20 protein-coding genes are annotated in these 21,905 nt (G+C 71.5%); 4 read left to right on the top strand and 16 right to left on the bottom strand.

Annotation, left to right across the window (positions count from 1 at the left end; all coding sequences use genetic code 11):
* Positions 1-19: 19 nt before the first annotated feature.
* The 3 genes from IEY98_RS30110 to cmdF are packed head-to-tail and all read right to left on the bottom strand — an operon-like array spanning position 20 to position 4,536.
* The gene (locus IEY98_RS30110; protein WP_229787738.1) at positions 20-1,531 is read right to left on the bottom strand and encodes an FAD-binding oxidoreductase; all 1,512 of its coding nucleotides are present in this window, start codon (positions 1,529-1,531) and stop codon (positions 20-22) included.
* 20 nt (positions 1,532-1,551) lie between these two features.
* Positions 1,552-2,907 carry a condensation domain-containing protein gene (locus tag IEY98_RS30105; RefSeq protein WP_189214071.1) on the bottom strand — a complete coding sequence of 452 codons (1,356 nt, stop codon included), beginning with the start codon at positions 2,905-2,907 and terminating at the stop codon, positions 1,552-1,554.
* Between the two features lie 27 nt (positions 2,908-2,934).
* Complete coding sequence (gene cmdF, locus IEY98_RS30100) at positions 2,935-4,536, bottom strand: tyrosine 2,3-aminomutase (RefSeq protein ID WP_189214070.1); 1,602 nt, start codon at positions 4,534-4,536, stop codon at positions 2,935-2,937.
* A gap of 278 nt (positions 4,537-4,814) precedes the next feature.
* Here cmdF and IEY98_RS30095 point away from each other — a divergent pair, with 278 nt between their 5' ends.
* Both IEY98_RS30095 and IEY98_RS30090 read left to right on the top strand, forming a co-directional pair.
* Positions 4,815-5,969 carry an epoxide hydrolase family protein gene (locus IEY98_RS30095; RefSeq protein ID WP_189214069.1) on the top strand — a complete coding sequence of 385 codons (1,155 nt, stop codon included), beginning with the start codon at positions 4,815-4,817 and terminating at the stop codon, positions 5,967-5,969.
* Positions 5,970-6,165: 196 nt separating this feature from the next.
* Complete coding sequence (locus IEY98_RS30090; protein ID WP_189214068.1) at positions 6,166-7,365, top strand: acyltransferase family protein; 1,200 nt, start codon at positions 6,166-6,168, stop codon at positions 7,363-7,365.
* A gap of 53 nt (positions 7,366-7,418) precedes the next feature.
* On the opposite strand, the gene IEY98_RS30085 is transcribed toward IEY98_RS30090, so the two are convergent.
* Positions 7,419-8,183, bottom strand: coding sequence for a TylF/MycF family methyltransferase (locus IEY98_RS30085; RefSeq protein ID WP_189214067.1), 765 nt, complete (start codon positions 8,181-8,183; stop codon positions 7,419-7,421).
* Positions 8,184-8,342: 159 nt separating this feature from the next.
* Between IEY98_RS30085 and IEY98_RS30080 the strand changes: the two genes are divergently transcribed.
* Positions 8,343-8,588 (top strand): phosphopantetheine-binding protein, encoded by a 246-nt coding sequence (locus tag IEY98_RS30080; protein ID WP_229787736.1) that lies wholly within the window; start codon positions 8,343-8,345, stop codon positions 8,586-8,588.
* A gap of 31 nt (positions 8,589-8,619) precedes the next feature.
* A complete protein-coding gene (locus IEY98_RS30075; protein WP_189214065.1) occupies positions 8,620-9,474 on the top strand; it encodes a phytanoyl-CoA dioxygenase family protein in 855 nt (284 codons plus the stop codon).
* A 487-nt stretch (positions 9,475-9,961) separates the two neighbouring features.
* Here the strand turns inward: IEY98_RS30075 and IEY98_RS30070 are convergent, their stop codons facing one another.
* The 12 genes from IEY98_RS30070 to IEY98_RS30015 all read right to left on the bottom strand — a co-directional run bounded on the left by IEY98_RS30070 (position 9,962) and on the right by IEY98_RS30015 (position 21,887).
* A complete protein-coding gene (locus tag IEY98_RS30070) occupies positions 9,962-10,768 on the bottom strand; it encodes an alpha/beta fold hydrolase (protein WP_189214064.1) in 807 nt (268 codons plus the stop codon).
* 136 nt (positions 10,769-10,904) lie between these two features.
* Positions 10,905-12,143 carry a cytochrome P450 gene (locus IEY98_RS30065; RefSeq protein WP_189214063.1) on the bottom strand — a complete coding sequence of 413 codons (1,239 nt, stop codon included), beginning with the start codon at positions 12,141-12,143 and terminating at the stop codon, positions 10,905-10,907.
* 2 nt (positions 12,144-12,145) lie between these two features.
* A complete protein-coding gene (locus tag IEY98_RS30060; RefSeq protein WP_189214062.1) occupies positions 12,146-13,147 on the bottom strand; it encodes a methyltransferase in 1,002 nt (333 codons plus the stop codon).
* A 117-nt stretch (positions 13,148-13,264) separates the two neighbouring features.
* Positions 13,265-13,651, bottom strand: coding sequence for an acyl-CoA thioesterase (locus IEY98_RS30055; protein ID WP_189214061.1), 387 nt, complete (start codon positions 13,649-13,651; stop codon positions 13,265-13,267).
* Positions 13,652-13,685: 34 nt separating this feature from the next.
* Complete coding sequence (locus tag IEY98_RS30050; RefSeq protein WP_189214060.1) at positions 13,686-14,981, bottom strand: MFS transporter; 1,296 nt, start codon at positions 14,979-14,981, stop codon at positions 13,686-13,688.
* Positions 14,982-15,066: 85 nt separating this feature from the next.
* Entirely contained in the window at positions 15,067-15,492 is a 426-nt protein-coding gene (locus IEY98_RS30045) for a nitroreductase family deazaflavin-dependent oxidoreductase (protein WP_189214059.1), read from the bottom strand.
* Positions 15,493-15,575: 83 nt separating this feature from the next.
* Positions 15,576-17,129 carry a benzoate-CoA ligase family protein gene (locus IEY98_RS30040; protein ID WP_229787735.1) on the bottom strand — a complete coding sequence of 518 codons (1,554 nt, stop codon included), beginning with the start codon at positions 17,127-17,129 and terminating at the stop codon, positions 15,576-15,578.
* Positions 17,130-17,144: 15 nt separating this feature from the next.
* Complete coding sequence (locus IEY98_RS30035; RefSeq protein WP_189214058.1) at positions 17,145-17,345, bottom strand: DUF6052 family protein; 201 nt, start codon at positions 17,343-17,345, stop codon at positions 17,145-17,147.
* Positions 17,332-18,630 (bottom strand): phenylacetate--CoA ligase family protein, encoded by a 1,299-nt coding sequence (locus IEY98_RS30030; RefSeq protein WP_189214057.1) that lies wholly within the window; start codon positions 18,628-18,630, stop codon positions 17,332-17,334. Before IEY98_RS30030 ends, IEY98_RS30035 begins: the two co-directional genes overlap by 14 nt.
* Positions 18,630-20,378 carry an FAD-dependent monooxygenase gene (locus IEY98_RS30025; RefSeq protein WP_189214056.1) on the bottom strand — a complete coding sequence of 583 codons (1,749 nt, stop codon included), beginning with the start codon at positions 20,376-20,378 and terminating at the stop codon, positions 18,630-18,632. Before IEY98_RS30025 ends, IEY98_RS30030 begins: the two co-directional genes overlap by 1 nt.
* The gene (locus IEY98_RS30020; protein WP_189214055.1) at positions 20,368-21,192 is read right to left on the bottom strand and encodes a tryptophan synthase subunit alpha; all 825 of its coding nucleotides are present in this window, start codon (positions 21,190-21,192) and stop codon (positions 20,368-20,370) included. Before IEY98_RS30020 ends, IEY98_RS30025 begins: the two co-directional genes overlap by 11 nt.
* Positions 21,174-21,887: an alpha-hydroxy-acid oxidizing protein gene (locus IEY98_RS30015; RefSeq protein ID WP_189214054.1), complete on the bottom strand. Its 714-nt coding sequence runs from the start codon at positions 21,885-21,887 to the stop codon at positions 21,174-21,176. The genes IEY98_RS30020 and IEY98_RS30015 overlap by 19 nt, the downstream gene beginning before the upstream one ends.
* Between the last annotated feature and the right edge of the window lie 18 nt (positions 21,888-21,905).

Raw genomic sequence — 21,905 nt, 5'->3', positions numbered from 1 at the left:
CGGCCGCGCGCCCCTCGGGTCAGGGCAGCTCGACGGACAACCCGTGGTGGAACACGTCGCGCGGGTCGTACTTCGCCTTGACCTGCTGCAACCGCGGGTAGTTGTCCTTGTAGTACAGCGTGGACCACGGCACCCCCGAGGTGTTCCACTCCGGGTCGGCCAGGTCGATGTCCGGGTAGTTGATGTACGACCCGTCGCTGTGCTCGCCGGGCACCGGCACCCCGCCCGTCTCGGCGTACACGTCGCGGTAGAACTCGCGCAGGCGGCCGATGCGGTCGTGGTCGTCGGCCTCGTCGCCCCACACGGACATGAACGCCGCCTTGAGCACCGAGTCGCGCTGGGCGGTCGCGGTGGCGTCCGGGGCGACGGTGTTCACCTGGCCGCCGTAGCCGATCAGGATGAACTGGTTGTGCTCGGAGCCCTCGCGGGTCAGGTGCTCCCACACGGCGGCCAGCTGCGGGTCGGTGTACCCCTTGCGCAGGTACGCCGCCTTCAGCTTGGCCCGGCGGACGTCCGGTGTGCCCGGATCGCCCCAGTTCGGGTAGGCCGCGAAGAACAGCCACGGCTTCACCGACTGGGTGCGCGTCCCGGCCACGCCGACGCCCTCGGACACCGCGTCGAAGTACTCGTCGAGCAGCGCGGCGGCGTCGGGGACGTCGTCGTCCACCATGGCCTGCACCAGCAGCGCGCCGCCGGAGCGGTGCGACGCGTAGAACGAGGCCGAGTGCTGGGCGTGCCGCGAGCCGGGCGCACTGTTCTCCTCGAACCACGTTCCGACGTTGCGCAGCAGGGTCGTGAACGACTCCTCGGTCATCTCCGCCCACGGCCACATGCAGTAGCCGATCCGCCAGCGGCTCGGCGCCTTCGGCAGCAGCTCGGCCGGGTCGGTGGAGGTGGCCCCCGGCGCGCGGACCCAGTAGCGGGTCACCACGCCGAAGTTGCCGCCCCCGCCGCCGGTGTGCGCCCACCAGAGGTCGCGGTGCGGGTCGTCGGGCTCGTTGGTGGCGACCACCGCGCGGGCCGTGCCGTCCGCGTCGACCACCACGACCTCGACCGCGACCAGGTAGTCCACGACCGCGCCGAGCCTGCGCGACAGGGGCCCATAGCCGCCGCCCGCGAAGTGCCCGCCGACGCCGACCTCGGTGCACTCGCCGCCGGGGATGGTCACGTTCCAGCCCTTGAACAGCACCCGGTAGACGTGCCCGAGGGTGGCGCCGGGCTCGATGGCGAACGCGGCGCGGTGGGCGTCGAAGTAGACCGAGGCCATCTCCGACATGTCCAGCAGGACGCCGCCCTCGGCCGCGGTGAAGCCCTCGTACCCGTGCCCGCCGCTGCGCACCGTGACCCGCAGGCCGCCCGCGACGGCCTCGCCGACCACCCGCACGACCTGCTCGGTGGTCGTCACCACGCAGACCCGGTCCGGCTTGGCGACGAACCGGTGGTTCGCGCCCCGCAGCATGCTCTCGTACCTCGGGTCGTCCGCCTCGATGACGGCAGGCCCGAAGTCCGGCACGCGTGCCAACTCACTCACGTCTGAAACCCCGTTCTCCGTCAGAACCGCAGCGGCGCCTGCGGGTCGAGGACCGTCTCCTTGAGCACCTGGGCGAACTCGTCGGCCAGGGCCTGCATGGTGGCCTCGGTGAACTTGTGGGTGTTGTACCCAAGGTAGGCGTGGATCTGCCCGCTCGGCGTGATGTCCAGCTGCCACAGCGCGCCGTCGGGGATCTCGGTGGCCCGCTCCTGCGACATCCGCCTCGGCACGGTGCGCAGCTCCAGGTCGCCGACGACCTCGCCGTCCATGGTGAACGGCAGCTGGAGCACCTGGAACGCCACGAGCGCCTGGTCGTCCTCGACCGCGCCCGCCATCAGCGTGGGCGCGGCGCCGATCACCTCGAGGAACGGGATCTCCCGGGAGTAGGCCTCCAGGAAGGTCGCGCGGGCCCTGGCCACCACGTCGGCGAAGGTCTCCGCGCCCGCCAGGTCCGTGCGCAGCGGGAGGAAGTTGGTCAGGTTGCCCACCGTGTCCTGGAAGCGCGCCTGCTTGCGGTGCGCGCCGATGGTCGGCACCGTGATGTCGGTCGCGCCGGTGCGCCGGGCAAGCAGCACGTAGTACGCCGCCAGCAGCACGATGAACGGCGTGCTGCGGCAGGACTTGCCCACCGCCCGCACCCCGGCGGCCAGCTCGTCGTCGACGGCGTAGCGCAGGACCGCGGTGTTCTTCGGCAGGTCGGCCGAGCGCGGGAAGTCCATGGTGACCGTGGCCATCCGCGCGCCGTCGAGCTTCTCCCGCCAGAACGCCACCGACTTCTCCGGCACGACCTCCTCCGGCGACTCGCGCTGCCAGACCGCGAACTCGCGGTACTGGACGGCCTCGGGGCGCTCGGGGATGTCGTGGCCGCGCCTGCGGGCGTAGGCCTCGGCGAGGTCCCTGGCGATGACCTGGGCCGACCAGCCGTCGATCGCGGCGTGGTGCATGATCAGCACCACCACGGAGTCCTCGTCGTCGAAGCGGCCGAGCACTGCCCGGATCAGCGGCAGCGGCTCCATGCCGAACCGGCCGCCCTCCAACTCGATGACCAGCCGCTCGGCGCGCCGGTCGCGGTCGCCCGGCGCGGTGTCCGACAGATCCACTTCGGACACCCGCGCCGGGCTCGGCGGCGCGACGCTCTGGTACAGCTCGTCGCCCTCGCGGACGATCTTGGTGCGCAGCGCCTCGTGCCGGGTCACGACGTCGAGGAGCGCGTCGGCGAGGGTCGCGCTGTCGACGCTGCCGCGGATCCGCCAGCTCCAGGTGATGTTGTGGCGGGGGCCGAACGGGCCGGAGTCCTCCTCCCCCGCGTCGAACACACACAGCATCTGCTGGGCGTAGGACACCGGGAAGCGCTCCGCCGACGTCGGGTTGGTCATGTCGCGCACCTTTCGGTTCTCGGGCGGTCAGCGCAGCTGGACGCCCGCGCGGCGGACGGCGTCCAGGAACTCGCCGCGGCCCAGCGCCGCGGCCACGGCCTCGATGTCGTCGGCCATGTACCGGTCCTGCTCCAGCGTGGGCACCAGGGCGCGGACGGCGTCGTAGGTGGCCTTGCCCGCGGCGCTGAGCCCGGCGTAGCGGCCGGAGACGTCCACGGCCTGCGCGGCGGCCAGGTACTCGACGGCGAGGATGTAGTTGTTGTTGGACTCGACCCGCCGGGCGTTGCGCGCGGCGATCAGGCCCATGCTGACGACGTCCTGGTTGTCGCCGTTGGACGGGACGCTCTGCGTGCTGGCCGGGCCGATCGTGCGGTTCTCGGCGACCAGCGCGGTGGCCGGGTACTGCGCGCCTGCGAAGCCGCTGTGCAGGCCGGGCTCGCCGGAGCCGACCAGGAACTCGGGCAGGCCGGAGAGGTACCGGTTGAGCAGGCGGTTGGTCCGCCGCTCGGAGAACACGCCGAGCTGGGTCAGCGCGATGACGGTGAAGTCCATGACGAAGGCGACCGGCTGGCCGTGGAAGTTGGCCCCGTGGAAGACCTCCTTGCCCTCGAAGAACAGCGGGTTGTCGTTCGAGGAGTTGAGCTCGGTCTCCACCGTCGCGGTCGCGTGGTACAGCGAGTCCCGGACCGCGCCGACGACCTGCGGGATCGCGCGCAGCGTGTAGGCCTTCTGGATCCACACGTCGGTGCGCGAGACGTCGCCGGTCTGCTGCTCCTTGGCCTGCTTGCGCAGGTCGGCGTGCTCGACGGCGAGCCGGGTGCCCGCCAGCAGCTCGCGCATGTTGGCGGCGTTGTCCATCTGGCCGCGGTGCGGCCGGGCGATGTCGTGGCCCTCGGCCTGGAACGGGCTCAGGGAGCCGTGCAGCGTCTCGACCACCAGCGCGGTGACGATCTCGGCCTGGCGGACCTGGTTGAGCGCGCGGTCGAGCACCAGGGAGCCGAGGCCGGTCATCGCGGAGGTGCCGTTGATGAGCGCCAGGCCCTCCTTGAACCGCAGCTGCAGCGGCTCGATGCCGTGCTCGCGCAGGACCGGCCCGGTCGGGGTCTTCTTGCCGTCCTTGAGGACGTAGCCCTCGCCGATGAGCGAGGAGGCGATGTGCGCCAGCGGGCCGAGGTCGCCGCTCGCGCCCAGCGAGCCGATCTCCGGAATGGCCGGGGTGATGCCCAGGTTGAGGTAGAGCGCCATGCGCTCCAGCAGCTCGGGGCGGACCGCGGAGTAGCCCTTGGCCAGCGCGTTCAGCCGGGCGGCCAGGATGGCGCGGGCCTCCTGCTCGTTGAACACCGGGCCGACGCCTGCGCTGTGGCTGCGCACCAGGTTGGTCTGCAGCTCGACCTCTTTGGAGGTGCCGACGAGCATGTAGATCATCTCGCCGTAGCCGGTCGTGACACCGTAGACGGGGACACCGTCGCGGACCGTGTCCTCGAACTGCTTCCGGCTGATCGCCGCTCGCTCCAGAGTGGACTCGTCCAGCGTCACCGGGGTCCGGTCAACGGCAACCCGCCGAACGCCCTCGATGTCCAGCTTCTCGCCGTTGAGGTCAACCGATCCCTCGTTCTCGACCAGCGTCACGTCTTCACCCCGTCAAGGTGTCCGTAGTGGCATTCAGGCAACCATTTCGGCGTCGACCTTTTTGTCACCGTGTCCGGTGAAAAGTCTTGGACTATTGGCTGCGAAAGAGGCGTCGAAGCCAATAGTGCACCGAGCAGGCCGGTTCTTCTTCTCTGCACGTGCGGAGCGAGGGGCGCAACGGCGGAGTTGAACGCGTTTGCGCCCGCGGAGATGATCGTCAAGATAATGGGCCGTCGCCGAGACGGCTCTGTTTCGGTTGCGCAGAAAAGGAACCCGCCATGGAGCCGTTCCGCATTGACATCCCCCAATCCCAGATCGACGACCTGCACCGCAGGCTGGACGCCACCCGCTGGCAGCCGGAGCTGGCCGGGTTCGGCTGGGAGCGGGGCGTCCCCCAGGACTACCTCAAGGAACTGGCGGCCTACTGGCGGACCTCGTTCGACTGGCGCGCCGTCGAGGCGGAGTTCAACCGGTACCCGCAGTTCACCACCGAGATCGACGGCGAGGACATCCACTTCCTGCACATCACCTCGCCGGAGCCGGGCGCGACGCCGATGCTGCTCTCGCACGGCTGGCCGGGCGGGTTCATCGAGTTCGCCGACGTCATCGGCCCGCTGACCGACCCGGCCGCGCACGGCGGCGACCCCGCCGACGCCTTCCACCTGGTCATCCCGTCGATCCCCGGCTACGGCTTCTCCACGCTGCGCCACACCGGCTGGGACGTGCCGCGCATCGCCTTCGCCTGGGCGGAGCTGATGCGCAGGCTGGGCTACGACCGCTACGTCGTGCAGGGCGGCGACGCGGGCTCGGTCATCTCGCTGGTGCACGGCCTGGTCAACCCCGAGCCGCTGATCGGCATCCACGTCAACATGCTGATGACCTTCCCCTCCGGCGACCCGGCCGAGCTGGCGGACCTGTCGGAGACCGACCAGCAGCGGCTGCAGAAGCTGGGCCAGTTCGACCTCGACCAGTCCGGCTACATGAAGATCCAGCAGACCCGCCCGCAGACGCTGGGCTACGGCCTCACCGACTCCCCGGTCGGCCAGCTGGCCTGGATCATCGAGAAGTTCCACGCCTGGACCGACGAGTCGGCGAAGGTGCCCGAGGACGCCATCTCCCGCGACCGCCTGCTCGCCCTGGTCTCGCTGTACTGGTTCACCGCGACCGCGGGCTCCTCGGCGCACTTCTACTACGAGGGCGCCGAGGCCGTCCGGGCCGCGGTGTCCGGCGCGGTGCCGCCGCCGCAGACCCGGCCGGTCGGCGTCGCCGTGTTCCCGCACGACGCGTTCCTGCCGATCCGGCGCATCGCCGACCGGGACATCCCGACCATCACGCACTGGACCGAGTTCGAGCGCGGCGGCCACTTCGCCGCGATGGAGGAACCGGAGCTGCTCGTCGAGGACATCCGGAAGTTCGTTCGCGGACTCCGCTGAGCAATTCGCCGATGGAGCATTCAGCGAGATGCCTCGGCGAGCGCGATGGTCTTGGATTCTGACAATCCCGGTCCCCGTTTCGTTGTGAAGGAGCACGTCGATGGTCGCCGAGTTAGTGGGCCCTCCGCCAACAGGAGCGCCGGAACCACCCAAGAACGCCGCCACGGCGGCTGAGCCGCGCCGGAAGCGGTTGCCGGTGCTCGACGGGATCCGCGGTTACATCGCGATCGGCGTCCTGTTCGCGCACACCGCGTACTTCGCGGGCATCATGGACGTCGGTCCGCTGAAGGGCATCCCGGTCCTCAACTGGCTGACCGTCGGCCTGACCATCATCCTGACGCCGTTCTTCCTGCTCTCCGGCATGCTGCTCTACAAGTCCTTCGCCAAGGCGACGTTCACCGGCGGCGACGCGCCCGCGCTGAAGCCGTTCTTCGTGCGCCGCATGCTGCGCATCGTGCCCACCTACTGGGTGGTCGTGGTCGCGGCGCTGCTGCTGATCAACCTCTCCGCGATCGACAGCGTCTGGTACGTGCTGGCGCCGCTGCTGGGCCTGCACTACTTCAAGGGCGGCGACTTCTCCGGCCTGGTCCCCGGTCTGGAGATCACCTGGAGCGTCGTCACCGAGGTCATCTTCTACCTGCTGCTGCCGCTGGCCGCCGCGCTGATCAACCGGTACGCGCGGTCCGCCGCGGGCGACCCCGACCGGCAGCTGCGCCGGATCATCTGGTCGCTGGCCCCGTTCGTGCTGCTGGGCCCGGCGTGGGAGGTCTACACGCACCTGCCGTCGATGGGCAAGTACCCCATCGAGATCTTCTGGCCGCCGATGTTCCTCGGCGTCATGGCGATCGGCATGATGCTGGGCGCGATGAACGCCTACCACGACGTCACCGGCCGGGTGCCCAGGCTCTACCAGCTGGCCGCCAAGTCGCCGATGTCGTGGTGGGTCGTCGCGTTCGGGCTCTACATCCTCAACTGCGTGCGGCCGTTCGACAAGGCGGGCAGCGGCGACTACCCGCCCATGAGCCAGGCGCTGCTCGACCACGTGCTCACGGTGATCTGGGGCGTGCTGGTCGTCGTCCCGCTGATCGCGCCCGGGGCCCGCTCGCGGTTCATGGACGCGGTGCTGGGCAACAAGATGGCCGGGTTCCTCGGCCGGATCTCCTACGGCGTCTACCTGTGGCACTTCCCGGTGCTGTACTTCGTCATCGGCGCGGGCAGCCTGTTCGGCACGCCCGCGATGCTGATGCCGGGCACCGCGAACACGTGGGTGCTCATCGGCGAGGTGCTGGTCGGGACGATCATCCTGGCCACGCTGACGTACTACCTGGTCGAGCGGCCCGCGGGCAGGCTCGGCGGGCGGATCGTCAAGTCGGGCGCCCCGACGGCGGCGCTCTGAGGCGAAACCGGGCCTGGCGGGACCGCATCGGTCCCGCCAGGCCCGGTCGCGTTCTACCTGCTGCGCCGCCAGAAGACGCTCCAGCGGTCGATGCGCTCGATCGGGTCGTCGATGCCGTGCTCGGCGCGGAACTCGTCCACCGCGGCCCGGCAGCCGGGCACGAGGTAGTCGTCGATGATGACGTACCCGCCGACGGACAGCTTGGGGTACAGCGGGTTCAGCGCGTCCAGGGTGGACTCGTAGAGGTCGCCGTCGAGGCGCAGCACGGCCAGGCGCTCGATGGGCGCGGTGGGCAGCGTCTTGTTGAACCAGCCGGGAAGGAAGCGGACCTGGTCGTCGAGCAGGTCGTACCGCTCGAAGTTGCGGCGCACGGCGGCCTCGTCGACGCCGAGGACCTCGTTGTGCTCGTGCATGTTCAGCCGCTGGTCGATCGGGTGGCTGAGGTCGCCCGCGGTGGGCACGCCCTCGAAGGAGTCGGCCACCCACACCGTCCGGTCGGTGACGCCGTGCGCCTTGAGCACGCCGCGGGCCAGGATGCACACCCCGCCGCGCCACACGCCGGTCTCGATGAAGTCGCCGGGCACGCCGTCGGCGATGACCCGCTCCAGGCAGGCGCGCACGTTCTCCAGCCGCGCCATGCCGACCATGGTGTGCGCGACGCTCGGCCAGTCGCTGCCGGTGCTGCGCGCCCAGGCGTTGAATTCGGTCCGGTCGAACACCGGATTCGGTATCGCCGGGTCCTCGTAAATTGTATTCGCGATCACACGCTTCAGCAGATCGATATACAGATCCCGGGTCGCGTCCGTGATTTCACTCATGCCCTCGATGGTATGGGCGGGCAGCGGGAATGCGGAACGGTCGCCGGTCAAGGCAGCACAGCACGAGATGCAACCGCTCCCGGGCGCATTCACCATCGGTAATGGCGAATTCTTCGACCCCGGTCGACGCTATCCGCACGAGTAGTGGGAGGCAGTGCATTGAGCGACACCATCGCGCAGAAGGTCGAGGCGATCTGGCGGGACGTGCTCACCGTGCCGAGCGGGCAGGACGACGCGACGTTCTTCGAGCTCGGCGGCAACTCCGTCTCCGCCGTCCGGCTCGTCTCGCGGATCGAGGAGGAGCTCGCGGTCTGGATCGACGTGGGCGACATGTTCGAGGACCCGGACCTCGCCGAGCTCATCCGGACCGTGATCGCCAAGGCCGACGAGGCCTCAGCGGCCTGAGCCGCGGCTGATGGAGGGAGGTGAACGAGGGATGGCCGGTCTGCGGCGGGTTGCTCCCGAGGCGAGCCTGGACGAGGTCGTCGAGATCCTCGAGCGGGACGGCGCCGTCATCGTCGAGGACTTCGTCGACGCGGCGACCCTGGACGCGCTCTGGGCCGACCTCGGCCCGGCGCTGGACGCCCAGGCCTACGGCGACGACTGGTACAACGGCACGAAGACGCGCCGGGTGTCCTCGGTGTTCGCCAGGACGACCCACCTGACGCCGGTGGTGACCCACCCGCTGTACCTGGGCTCGGCGCGGGCGATCATGCAGAAGCCGGTCACGATGCACATCGGGAAGAACCGGGTCGAGATGACGCCCAGCATCCAGATCAGCGGCACCCAGGTGGTCCAGATCCACCCGGGCCAGGGCCAGCAGCCCCTGCACCGCGACGACGCGCTGCACCTGCGCCCCCACCCCGGCCCGACCAGCCGCGTGCAGCTCATGCTGGCCATGAGCGAGTTCACCGCGGCCAACGGCGGCACCCTGGTCATCCCGGGCAGCCACCACTGGGACGACGAGCGCGCCCCGTCCACCCGCGAGGCGCACCCGACCGAGATGCCCCAGGGCGCCGCCCTGATCTGGCTGGGCGGCGTCTACCACAGCGGCGGCAAGAACAACAGCGACAAGCCCCGCACGGGCCTCACGATCGCCTTGGACCTGGGGAACCTCCGCCAGGAGGAGAACCAGTACCTGGCAGTCCCCCGCGAGGCCGTCATGGCCTACCCGGAGGAGGTCCGCCGCCTACTCGGCTACGACCGCTGCCCACCAGGCCTGGGCTGGGTGGAAATGGACGACCCCTACCACCTACTGGACTCAGACGGCGAACCGGAAATGGCAACATAAGAAAAAAGGGAAACGCCGCCGCCACCCCGCGGCGGCGTTTCCCCTTTACGCCCCCAACCAGGGCTTGCCTGCCATCCCGTCGACCTGGCGAAGCCTTACCACACCCAGGGTGGGGGTGCGGCCCTCGACGAAACAGGACTTGCCAGGTTAGGGCCCCCAGGGCCCTAACCCGCGAAAACGAAAGCTCCGCGCCCCCACCCTGGGTGTGGTAACCCTCCGGGAGGTCGACGGGATGGCAGGCAAGCCCGACCCCATCCCGGAGACCTGCCCGTCCGGCGAGGACGCTCTTAAAGCGCGACAGTCCGGGGGATCATCGCAGTGGTAGATGCCCCGCAAGCGGGAGCTGGCCCAGCCCCGAGACGAGAACCCTAGATCAGAGGGACACCGACAGGCCCCCGGATCGCAGACAACCACCCCGAGTGGGACACCACCCGGCGAACACCCCAAGCCGGTCCACCGAAGCGGACCGGCGAGGGCGGGGGACCGTTCAGTCCGCGAAGTACTTCGACAGCACCGGCGCGATCACGTCCGGGGACACGTCGTGGGTCTGGTCCGGCAGGGCCTGGATGTCCACCGCGGTCGGGAGGATCTTGTGGAGTTCCTTGGCCGCGTTGTGCATCCACTGCTCGCTGGCGCCGCCGTGGAGGATGAGGGTGGGGACGGTGGAGGAGGCCCAGCGGTCGGTGGGCAGGGGGTTGCCCGACATGAGGCCGTCCATGATCTCGCCGTCGTAGGGGACGGTGGGGCCGACGGCCTCCATGAGGGGCCAGAACGGCTGGCTGGCCATGCCCTCGACCATCTCCTCCGGGAGGAAGACGGTCTTGGTCAGGGCGTACTTGACCGCGTCGGTCTTGCGGCCCTCGGCGACCAGGGCGCGGGCCGCGGTGACGTAGTCGGCGGGGCGGGGCGGGTGGGTGTCGTCGACGATGAACGGGGGCTCGTAGACGGCCAGCTTCTTGATGGGCAGGCCCGCGGCGGCGGCGTCCAGGGACAGCACGGCGCCGGAGGAGAAGCCGATGACGTAGGCCGAGCCGCCCGCCTCCTCGATGACCGCGGCGATGTCCTCGATCTCGCGCTGGATCGCGTAGGGCTGGGTGTCACCGCTCTTGCCCCGGCCGCGGCGCTCGAAGGTGTACACCGTGTGCGTTTCCCCGAGCTTGGCCGCGAACTGCGGCGTCCAGGGGTCGATGTCGGAGCGGTAGACGAAGGCGCCGTCGACGAGGACGACCGGCGGGCCCTGGCCGACCTTCTCGTACGCGATCGCGGTGCCGTCCTTCGAGGTGACTGTGCTCATGAGAAGTGTCCTTCTCTCTATTTCGGGTCGGATCGATTTCCCTCGGCGATCCATCTTGGTCGGCAGGCCGCGGCGGCCGCATCTTCCCCGTTGCTCCGGTGACGGAGCACGGTGTCCCGGTCGCGCGCTGTCATGGTCAGGACGCGATGGCCGCCGCTTCCGCGCCGGTCGTCACCGGCAGGGTCCGCAGGCCGCGGATGACCCACCGGTCACGATAGGTGGCCGTGCCCGCGAGCGCGATCCCCGGGAAGCGGCGGAACAGCATGGGCAGCGCGATGCGCGCCTCCAGCCTGGCCAGCGCTGCGCCGAGGCAGAAGTGGATGCCGCCGCCGAAGCTCAGCGGCTGGCTGCGCACCCGCGACGGGTCGAAGCGGCCCGGGTCCGGGTAGCGCCGGGGGTCGCGGTTGCCGGCGGCCAGCACGACGACGACCCGCGCGCCCGCCGGGATGCGGGTGCCGAACATGACCAGGTCCTCCGTTGCCCACCTGCTGGTGACGTGCACCGGCGGCTCGACCCGGAGGACCTCCTCCACGTACCGCTCGGTGAAGGCGTCGTCGGTGCGCAGCCGGGCGGCGTACCCGGGGTTGGCGATGGCCATGAGCGCGCCGTCGCCGGTGAGGAACGCCGTCGTCTCGAACCCGGCGGTCAGCAGCAGCATCATGTTGCCGATGAGCTCCTGGTGGCTGAGCCGGGCCGAGTCGGCGTCGTGCAGGCCGACCAGCGAGCTGACGATGTCCCCCGCGGGGCAGCCGCGCTTGCGCGCGATGAGCCCCTCGAAGTGCTCGGCCAGCTCGTCCATGGCGGCGTCCGCGGTGGCCAGCGCGTCGGCGTCGCCGAAGCCGTCGGTGGCCACCGCGATCGCCGTGGCGAGGTCGCGGAACCAGGTCACCCGATCCTCGTCGAAGCCGAGCATGGCGCTGACCACCGCGATGGGCAGCCGGGTGGCGAACTCGTCCATGAGGTCCACGGCGGACCCGCCCGCGCCCAGGTCGTCGACCCGGTCCAGCAGCCCGGCGACCGTCTCCACGATCACCGGGCGCAGCCGGGCCACCTGCTGCGGCGTGAACTCGGTGTTGACAGTGCCGCGCTGACGGCCGTGCACGGGCGGGTTGCTGTAGAGCATGGAGTCGGTGAACGCGCGCACCGAGGAGTGCGCGCGCCAGTCCGGGTAGATCCGGTCGAACGCGGTGCCGTCCTGCACCTGGAGCCGGGGGTCGCGCAGGATCCGCGCGCACTCCCGGTAGCCGACCGCCACGAAGGTGCCCGGCTTGACGGGCACCAGGTCACCGTGCGCCCGGATCGCCTCGTAGAGGGGGTAGGGGTCCTGCCTGCCCTCCTCGGTGCCCAGCGCCCGGAACGCGGCGAGCGGCTCCATGGTCAGGCCGCCCGCAGCTCGATGATCGCCGACGGGCCCGCGCGGTGCACGTCGACGGTGCGCAGCCCCGCCTGCCGGGCCAGCTCGCTGAAGTCGGCGACGCCGCGCTCGCGGGCCGCGTACAGGGCCAGCATGCGCAGGTCCATCCCGGTGTGGGTCTCCTCGCCGTCGCCGATCGTCTCGATGATCAGCACGCGGCCGTCGGGACCGGCAGCTGCGGCGCAGTTGCGCAGGATCTTGACCGCGTCCTCGTCCGGCCAGTCGTGCAGGACGATGGACAGCATGTAGGCGTCCGAGCCCGAGGGGATGGTCTCGAAGAAGCTGCCGCTGATGGCCTCGGCGCGGTCGTCGATCCCGGCCTCGACGAAGGTCTGCTTGGCGGCGGGGGTGGCGTCGGGCATGTCGAACACCGCGCCGCGCAGGCCGGGGTTCGCCTTGAGGATCGCGGTCAGCAGCGAGCCGTCGCCGCCGCCGACGTCGGTGACCTTGCCCAGCGAGGCCCAGTCGAAGCCCGCGACGATGCCCGGGGCGCGGGCGGCGACGTCGGCGCCGTGCAGGGCGTGGAAGGACTCGGTGCGCACCTTGGAGGCGCGCATGTCGTCCCAGTACTCGCGGCCGTAGCGCTTGGGGAAGGCGGCCTCGCCGGTGCGCACGCTGTGCAGCAGCTCGACGAAGGACAGCTCGCCCCAGCCCATGCCGTCGATGTCGAACCAGGCGCGCGCCTTGGCCGGGTGGTCCTCGCGCAGCGGCTGGCCGAGCGGGGTCAGCGAGTAGCGGCCCTCGTCGTCGCGGGCGAACACGCCGCGCACGGAGAGGTAGCGCAGCAGGCGCTCGAGGGTGTCGGCGTGGGCGCCGCAGGCCTCCGCCAGCTCAGCCGCCGTCTGCTTGCCAGCGACGATGTGATCCGCCACGCGCAGCGTCGCCGCCACCCGGATCGCCATCGGCGTGCCCAAGCCGGCCATCGACCACAACTTCTTGGCATTGCCGTCCAGATCGCCGAACATGCCGGACCTCCTCATTTCGAGACCAAGGGATGACTATTCAGCACAGAGCGAGCACCCCTCACCTTCGATCGTGCGCAGGTGGGGGCGCTTTCGGTGCGGGACAACGGTTCCGGCGGATTACGCCGACGGCTCCCGCAGGTGCGACGCGAGCGCGGCGCGCAGGGCGTCGGGCACCGGGGTGGGCACGCCCGAGCCGTCGAGGTGCACGACGGTGTGGGAGCCCTCGGCGTGCACGGCGCCGCCGGAGACGACCCGCCACGAGTAGGTGATCGACGTGGAGCCGATCCGGTCGACGCCGATGTCGACGGTGTAGACGTCCCCCGCGCGCAGCGGCTTGCGGTAGGACGAGCTGACGGCGCGGCGCGGGAACGCCCCCGGGTCGAAGCCCGCGGCGCGCACCAGGGCGTGCTCGGCGTCCTCGGCCCACCGCAGCGGCGCGGTGAAGTGGAAGCTCCCGGACGCGTCGGTCTCCGACCAGGTCACAACGGCGCTGAACGAGTTCATGAGGGAACGCTCCACTCTCTTCCACAGAGCCGGGTCATGCCGCCGCGTCCCCGGCGGAGCCGCGGTCGGCGGGGACGATCGATGCCACCTCCGGCGCGGGCGCGTCGGCGCGGTGGCGGGTGCGGGCGGGCACCAGCACGGTCGCGATCGCGCCGAGCAGCGCCGCGGCCGCGAAGATCTGGAAGTTCACCGCGAACCCGGCGCCGAGCTGGGCGAGGTACCCGCCGATCAGCGGGCCCATCATCGCCCCGAGGCGGCCGAACGCGGAGGTGAAGCCCACCGACGTCGCCCTGATGCCGGGCGCGAAGTGGTTCGCGATCTGTCCGAACAGGACGATCTGGGTGCCGACGCTGCTCGCGCCCGCGACGAAGATGAGGCAGTACAGGACCACGGCGGGCAGCTCGACGCTGAGCAGGAAGATCGACGCGGTGGCGACCAGGAACGCCGAGGGCACCACGTACTTGGGCCCCAGCCGGTCCGACAGCGTCGCGCCGAGCACCCCGCCGAGCGCCGCGCCCGCGTTGAGCACCAGCAGGAAGACCAGCGCTGGCCCGACCGAGTACCCGGCGGCCCGCATCAGCTGCGGCAGCCAGGTGTTCAGGCCGTAGGACACGAGCAGGCCAGCGAAGTTGGCCACGGCGAACAGCACCAGGGCCACCGCGATCCGGCTGCGCAGCGCCCGGCCCAGCGACACCAGCCTGCGCCGGGCCGCCCCCGCGCCGCCGGAGCGCTGGAACGCGGGCGACTCCGGCAGCAGCCACAGCGCCAGCGGCACGATCGTGACCAGCGGCAGCGCGCCGACGGCGAACATGAACCGGAAGCCGAGCGGTTCCAGGAAGAACAGCGCGAGCAGCGCCGCCAGCATCCCGCCGAGCGGGAAACCGGCGCACACCAGCGCGTTGTTCAGGTTGCGCCGGTGCGGCGGCGCGGACTCCACGGTCAGCGCGATCACCGTGGGGGCGATCCCGCCGAGGCCGATCCCCGCCACGAACCGGAGCACGCCGAACACCTCGGGGCCCGGGGCGACGGCGCAGCCCAGCATCGCGGCGGAGAACAGCGTCAGGCAGCCGATGACGGTGCGCCTGCGCCCGAACAGGTCGGTGATCGCGCCGACCGCGATCCCGCCGACCAGCATGCCCAGCAGGGCGTAGCTGCCCATCAGCCCGACCTCGGCAGGCGTGAGCCCCCAGTCCGGGTAGGCGAGCAGCTGCGGCACCACCGACCCGAACACGATGAGGTCGTAGCCGTCGAACACGATCGTGAGCAGGCACAGGCCGATGACCAGACCGGGACGGCGCGGTCGGGCGTGGACGGGCTGCCGGTCGGTCATCGTCACTCCCCTCGGGTGGCGCGCACGGGAGCGGCCTCGATTCCCACCTGCGCAGGATCGAGGCCACTGTGCCGGACTCCGACGATCAGGCGGCCTTGCGCTCCAGGGCGAGCACCGGGATCTGCCTGCTCGTCTTGGACTGGTACCGGCCCAGGCGGTGGTTGGAGGCCACCAGCTCGGCCCACAGCCGCTCGCGCTCCGGGCCCTCGGCGATCTCCACCGCGACCGCCTCGTACTTCTCGTCCCCCACCTCGACGGTCAGGGTCGGGTCGGCCTGCAGGTTGCGGTACCACTGGGGGTGGTAGTCCAGACCGGCGTTGGTCGCCGTGATGATCACGCGGTCGCCGTCCATGATGTAGGACACCGGGCTCACCCGGTCCTTGCCGGTCTTGGCCCCCTTGGTGGTGATCAGCGTGAGGGGGAAGCCCTCGTAGTCGCCGCCCACCACGCCCTTGTTGGCACGGAACTCTTCGATGATCGGCTTGTTGTACGACAGGAAGTCGATTGCCATGCTCACCACCCGGTAGAAGGGTTCTGGTCCAAGACCACCTTGGCCCAGCGGGATGTGTGCCGCATCTCCCCCGTTGCCTGCGCTCAGGCGACGGCGCGCAGCGTGTTGCGGTCGATCTTGCCCGTCGGCGTCTCCGGCAGCGCGGCCACGAACCGGATCTCCTTCGGACACTTGCGGGAGGCCAGGTGCGCCTTCACGTGCTCCTGGATCTCCTCGGCGCCCACGGGCGTGCGCGGCACGACGAACGCGCGCGTCGCCGTCAGCCCGTCGGCCGTCGTGTAGCCGACGACCGCGCACGCCACCACCGCGGGGTGGGTGGCGATGCAGTTCTCGATCTCCGTCGGCGCCACGTACAGGCCGCTGACCTTCAACAGGTCGTCCGCGCGGCCGCGGTAGTAGAAGAAGCCGTCCGCGTCCCGGCTGAACAGATCGCCGGTGCGCAGCGTGTTCGGCGCGGGGAAGCTCTGCGCGGTCTTCTCCGGCGCCTTCCAGTAGTCGACGCCGACCGGCTCGCCCCGCACCTGCAGGACGCCGACCTCGCCGTCGGGCAGCGGGGCGCCGCTGTCGTCGACGATCGTCGCCTCGTAGTGCGGGATCACCTGGCCGAGGCTGCCGACGCGGGCCCGGCCGGGCCGGTTGCAGATGACGGCGTTGAACGACTCGGTCGACCCGACGCAGTCGAGCAGGTCGACGCCGAAGGTGTCCAGCCACCGCCGGTGCAGCTCCGCGGGCAGCTGCTCGCCCGCCGACAGGCACATGCGCACCGAGCTCAGGTCGGCCGCCTCCGCGCCCGGGTGGGCCAGCATCGCCTTGATCATCGTCGGCACGTTGACGATGACGGTCGGCCGGTGCCGGGCGACCAGCTCGAAGATCCGCTCGGCCGTGGTGCGCTCGGGGAACAGCACCCCGGTCGCGCCCGCGCCCATCGCGTACAGGCCGACCAGGTCGCGGGCCCAGCCGGAGAACAGCTTCGGCACGGCGAGCACGACGTCGTCGGGCCCGAGGTCGAGCACGCCGCGGCCGAACCACTCGTGGCTCAGCCACGGGCTGCGCGCGTAGTGCCTGCACGCCTTGGGCTTGCCGGTGCTGCCGGTGGTGAGCTTCCACATCGCGATGTCGGTCGCGGCGACCGGCGTCGGCTCCAGCTCGGCCGACTGCGCCCCGACCAGCTCGGCGAAGTCGTGCTCGTCCTCGCGCAGCCCGTGCGGGTGCGGGCCGAGGACGATCGACCCCCGCGCCCCGGCGTACCGCATCGCCTCGACCACGTCGCCATCGGTGACCACAATGGACGGCTCGAGGTAGTCGACGTTGTACCGGTGCTCCTCCGGGGAGAGGAAGTTGTAGACGTCGACCGTGATCGCGCCGATCCGCTGCGCGCCGTACCACGCGGCGAGGTACTCCACCCCGTCGCGCATGGCGATCAGCACCCGGTCGCCCTTGCGCACGCCGAGGCCGCGCAGCGCGTTGCCAGCACGGTTGACCAGCGCCCGCAGCTCGGCGTACGAGGTCGCGCCGTCGGGGGTGATCAGCGCCGTGCGCTCACCGGGGTTGTGGTCGAGGAACCGCACCGCCAGGTTGTGGTCGAGGTCCTGCCCGACTAAGTGGGCCGCCGCGGCGGTGGTGCCCGACATGCTCATGCACTTCCCTTCTCGTTACCCCTCCGCGAGCCAGCGGTGGGTGTACATCTCGAAATCCAGCGCCTGCCCGTCCAGCGCCACGTGCACCTCGGCCACGGCGGCCCGCGCCGCCGTGCGCACCGAGGGCACCGAGCACGTCGCCGCGAGCTCGTGCAGCGCCGCGTAGCACTCGCGCAGCTGCCGCTCCTCGCGCGGGGTCAGCTCACCGCTCGTCATGGAATCGCACCGCCTTCGCCTCGAATCGGGGCAGCACCCCGGGCTCCACCAGCTCGACCATCGGCAGCAGGCCGATGGTCCGCTTGATCTCGGCGGCGATCCGCTCGCCGAGCTCGGGCCGCGCCGAGGCCGGGTCGGTCGGCTCGACCCGCAGCACCATCACGTCCAGCCCCCGGTCGGCGCGCAGCACCGTCTGGAACTCGCGCACCTCGGTGAAGCCGCGGACCACGTCCTCCACCATCACCGGCGTCACCGAGATGCCGCGGATCTTGCGCATGTCGTCGGCGCGGCCGATGATGCCGCCCTCGTACCAGTCCCACGTGCGGCCGCACGGGCACTCGTGCCACGGCCGCTTGATCACGATGTCCTCGGTCCAGTACCGGAAGATCTGCCAGCCCTCGCGGCCCAGGCCGGTCATCACCCGCACGCCGCGCTCGCCGTAACCGACCGGCTCGCGCGTCTCCGGGTGCAGCACCTCCTCGATGGCGGCGGGCTCGATGATGTGGCTGATGCCGGGCCCGCCGGGGCACTCGAAGGTGAACACGGTGGCCAGCTCGGTCATCCCGGCCACGTCGAAGACCTTGGCGCCGAAGCCGCGCTCGATGGCCCGCACGGTGGCGGGCGGGCGCGGCTCAGCCCCGGTGATCACGGTCTTGAGGTTGCCGTCGGCCGCCAGGTCGATCCCCATGTCCGCGGCGGTCTCCAGCAGCCGCAGCGCGTAGGTCGGGGTGCAGCCGATGACCTCGATCTGGTAGTCGACGAGCAGCCGCACGCGGGTCGCGGAGTCCATCGAGCCGCTGGGCAGCACCGCGCAGCCCATCCGCATCAGCGCGTCCTGCATGCCCCAGAACCCGATGAACATGCCGTACCCGAAGGCGAGGATGGCGCGCTGACCGGGCCGCACGCCGACGCCGTGCAGGATCGTGCACCACTGGTCGACCGCCCACGCCCAGTCGCGCGCGGTGTCGAACGTGCGCAGCGGGGTGTTGCCGCTGGTGCCGCTGGTCTGGTGGAACCGCACGGCGGCCGAGGGGTCGATCGAGGGCAGCAGGCCGAACGGCGGGGCGATCTCCTCGGCGGCCACCAGGTCCTTCTTGGTCACCAGCGGCACGCGGCGCACGTAGTCCTCGAAGGAGGTGATGTCCTCGGGGATGCGGTCGGCCCAGAACTTGGAGCCGCGCGCCTGGGCCATCGCCCTGCGCAGCTTGGTCCACTGCCACGCCCTGAGCTGCTCGCGCGGCATCGTCTCCGTGCGCGGGTTCCAGAACGGCTGGTCCGCTGTCATCACGCCTCCCCGGCTTCGGATTCGTCGAAACGCAGCACGCACAGGTCCGCCCGGCCCGCGGCGATCGCGGTGTCGGCCGCGTCGAGGGTGCGCATGCCGTCTTCGACCACGACGGCGAGGCCGGTCTCGTTGCGGACGGCGTCGGCGACCTGCAGCACCTGGCCCGCGCGCGGCGGTTCGTCCGCCGACGGCCGCAGCAGCACGACGGCGGCCCCGGCGGCCTCGACGGCGCGGGCGAGCGCGACGGCCTCCTCGGTCCCGGCCACCGTGTCGCAGCCCGATGACAGGGCGATCACCGCGCCGACCGGCTGGTCCTCGGGCCACTGCGCGCGCAGCGCGGGCAGCTCGGGCGGTGCGGCGAGCAGGTCGGCGACGGCGTGCGCGGACAGGTCGAGCAGGGCCAGCTGGTAGCCCGCGTCCCGGGCGGCGGCCAGCTCGGCGTCGAGCCGGTCGGCGGCCAGCACCGCGGCGGCGGGCGTGCCGGGCACGGGCGGCGTGCCGATCAGCAGCCCGGCTCCCTCGGTCGGGACGGTCGCGGCGACCCGGTTGGCCAGCCGCAGCCCGCCGACGACGGCGGGGGCGAAGACCGGCGGCGGCGCGATCGCCGTGGGCGTGCCGGTCGCGCGGCTGTGGAACCAGGCGTTGAACCGGCGGATGAAGTCCGGGTCGCGGCGGGCGATGTCGCCGTAGGAGATCCGCCACGACCGGGCGGTCAGCTGGTAGGCGAACTGGATGGGGTCGTAGTCGAGGTAGCGGCCGACGGTGTCGAAGTACCGCTCGGACAGCAGCGCGGCGTCCTGGAACTGCTCGACCCGCCCGCGGCGCACCTTCTCGTACATCGCCAGCGCGTCCGGGATGTTCGGCTCGGCGCGCAGCTGGGCGGCCAGGGCGATCGCGTCCTCGATGGCCAGGCGGGTGCCCGAGCCGATGGACCAGTGCGCGGTGTGCGCGGCGTCGCCGATCAGCACGGTGTCGTCGGTGTGCCAGGTGTCGCAGCGCAGGTGCCGGAACTTCGTCCAGGCCGGACCGCGGCGCAGGATCGGCCTGCCGTCGAGGTGGTCGGCGAAGACCCGCTCGCAGAACCGCAGCGACTCGTCGATGTCCATCCCCGCCATGCCGGAGCGCTGCCACGTCTCCTCGGAGGCGTAGATGATCAGCGAGCTCCACGACTGCCCGGACGGGTAGACGTAGCCCTGGAACAGGCCCCACTCGGTGTCGACGAAGATGTAGGCGAACGTGGGCGCGGCGGCCTCGACGCCGAACCAGCCGTAGTAGAACGACCCGTGCTCGATCCTCGGGCCGAACGCGGCCTCCTGCTGCGACCGGACGACCGAGTTCAGCCCGTCGGCGCCCACGACGAGGTCGGCGTCGGCGTGGTCGGCGAGGTCGGTGACCTGGTGCCCGTAGTGGAGGCCGACGCCGAGCACGGTGGCGCGCTCGCGCAGGATGGTCAGCAGCGCGTCGCGGCCGATGCCGTGGAAGCGGTTGCCCTCGACCAGGTACCGCGAGTCCCGGCAGCGGATCTCGACCTTCGTCCAGCTCATGCCCGCGCGCTCGATGGCGGCGAAGGACTCCGCGTCCACCCCCGCCAGCTGGTCCAGCGAGCCCTCCGGGAACACGACCGCCCAGCCCGCGCTGGCGCTGGGCTCGTTGCGCTCGTAGACCCGGACGTCCTCGACGCCGTCGCGGCGCAGCAGGGTCGACAGGAACAGCCCCGCGGGGCCCCCACCGATGATGTCAACGCGCATGCCCACCCCTCGCCAGTTCGGTTCCAGACAGGACGGTCGCGGCCTTCCAGCCGCGCACGGCCGCGGCCGCCCACGCGGCGCGGGCCGGGGGTTCGGCCGCGGCGACCCCGCGGCACAGCGCGCTGCCGATCACCACGCCCGCGGCGTGCGGCGCGACCGCGCGGATGTCGTGCTCGTCGCGGATGCCGAACCCGGCGAGGAACGGCGTCGTCGCCGTCGCCGCGGCGGCCGCGGCGAAGTCGCCGACCCGGTCCGGGTCGAGCCGCTCCCCGGTGCGCTCGGCGAGCGCCTGGTAGGTCAGGTGCCGCGCGGCGGACTCCAGCCCGCGCCGCCGGACCGGGTCGGCGCCGGGCAGCAGCAGCGGGATCGCGCTCAGTCCGGTCGCGGCCACCCGCTCGGCGGATAACCCGCCATGCGGGTCGGTGAGGACCAGGCCGTCCACACCGGACTCCTGCGCGGTCGCGAGCAGCGCGTCCGCGCCGAGGTCGGCCACCGTGCTCGGGTACACCAGCGCCAGGACCGGCACGTCCGGCAGCCGCGTGCGCAGCGCCCGCGCCTGGTCCCAGGCCCGCTCGGGCGGGCACGACCGGGCGCGGTCGAACGACGCGGCGATGTCGGCGCCCCTGGGCCGGGTGGTCGGCGTCGGGATGCCGATCTCGATGACGTCCGCGCCCGCCTCGGCCACGGTGACGGCGAGGTCGACGGGGTCGGCCAGCGGGTCGCCGAGCGTCAGGTAGACGGCCAGCAGCCGGTCGCCGCGCAGGTCGGCGGCGCGCAGGCCCGCGCCGATGCGGTCTACCGGGGACACAGCCACGCCCCCTCCCGCAGCGTGCGCACGAACCGGGCGGGGTCGTCGCTCTTGGCCAGCGCGGTCCCGATGAGCACGCCCTCGGCGCCCGCGGCCGCCGCGCGGGCGACGTCGTCGGCGGTGAAGAAGGCGCTCTCGGAGAGGATGAGCACGTCCGAGGGCACCTCCGGGGCCAGCATCTCGGTGACGCGGACCGTGCCCGGGTCCAGTTCCAGCGCCACGATGTTGCGGTTGTTCACCGCCACGGCCACGGGGTCGAGCGCCAGCGCCGTGCGCAGCTGGCCCCTGGTGTGCACGCCGAGCAGGACCTCGAGGCCCAGCCGCTCGGCGTGCTCGCGCAGCCGCTCCAGCTGGTCGGGCGGGGTGGTGTTGATCGACAGCTGCACCGCGTCGAACCCGACGTCGACGGACTCGTCGAGCTGGCTGGTGGTGCAGAAGAACTCCTTGCGCATCAACGGCAGCTCGGTCCGCACGCGCAGCTTCGCGGCGAGGTCGACCCCGCCTGCGAAGTACACCGGGTCCGTCGGCATGGTCAGCGCCTCGACGCCGCCCTCCACCAGGGCGTCGAGGAACGCGTCGAGCCGGTCGAGGTCGATGAGGGCGCCGTCGCGGGGTGAGCGGAACTTCACGTCGGCCAGCACCGCGGGCTGACGGGTCCGTCGAGCGGACGCCAGGACGTCGAGCAGACTGCGGCCGTTCATGGTCCTCCTCTCGGCGCC

Source organism: Actinokineospora fastidiosa (assembly GCF_014648415.1).
Lineage (GTDB): Bacteria > Actinomycetota > Actinomycetes > Mycobacteriales > Pseudonocardiaceae > Actinokineospora > Actinokineospora fastidiosa.
The sequence above is the reverse complement of the archived record's forward strand: the minus strand, read 5'-3'. Positions and strand labels throughout refer to the sequence as shown.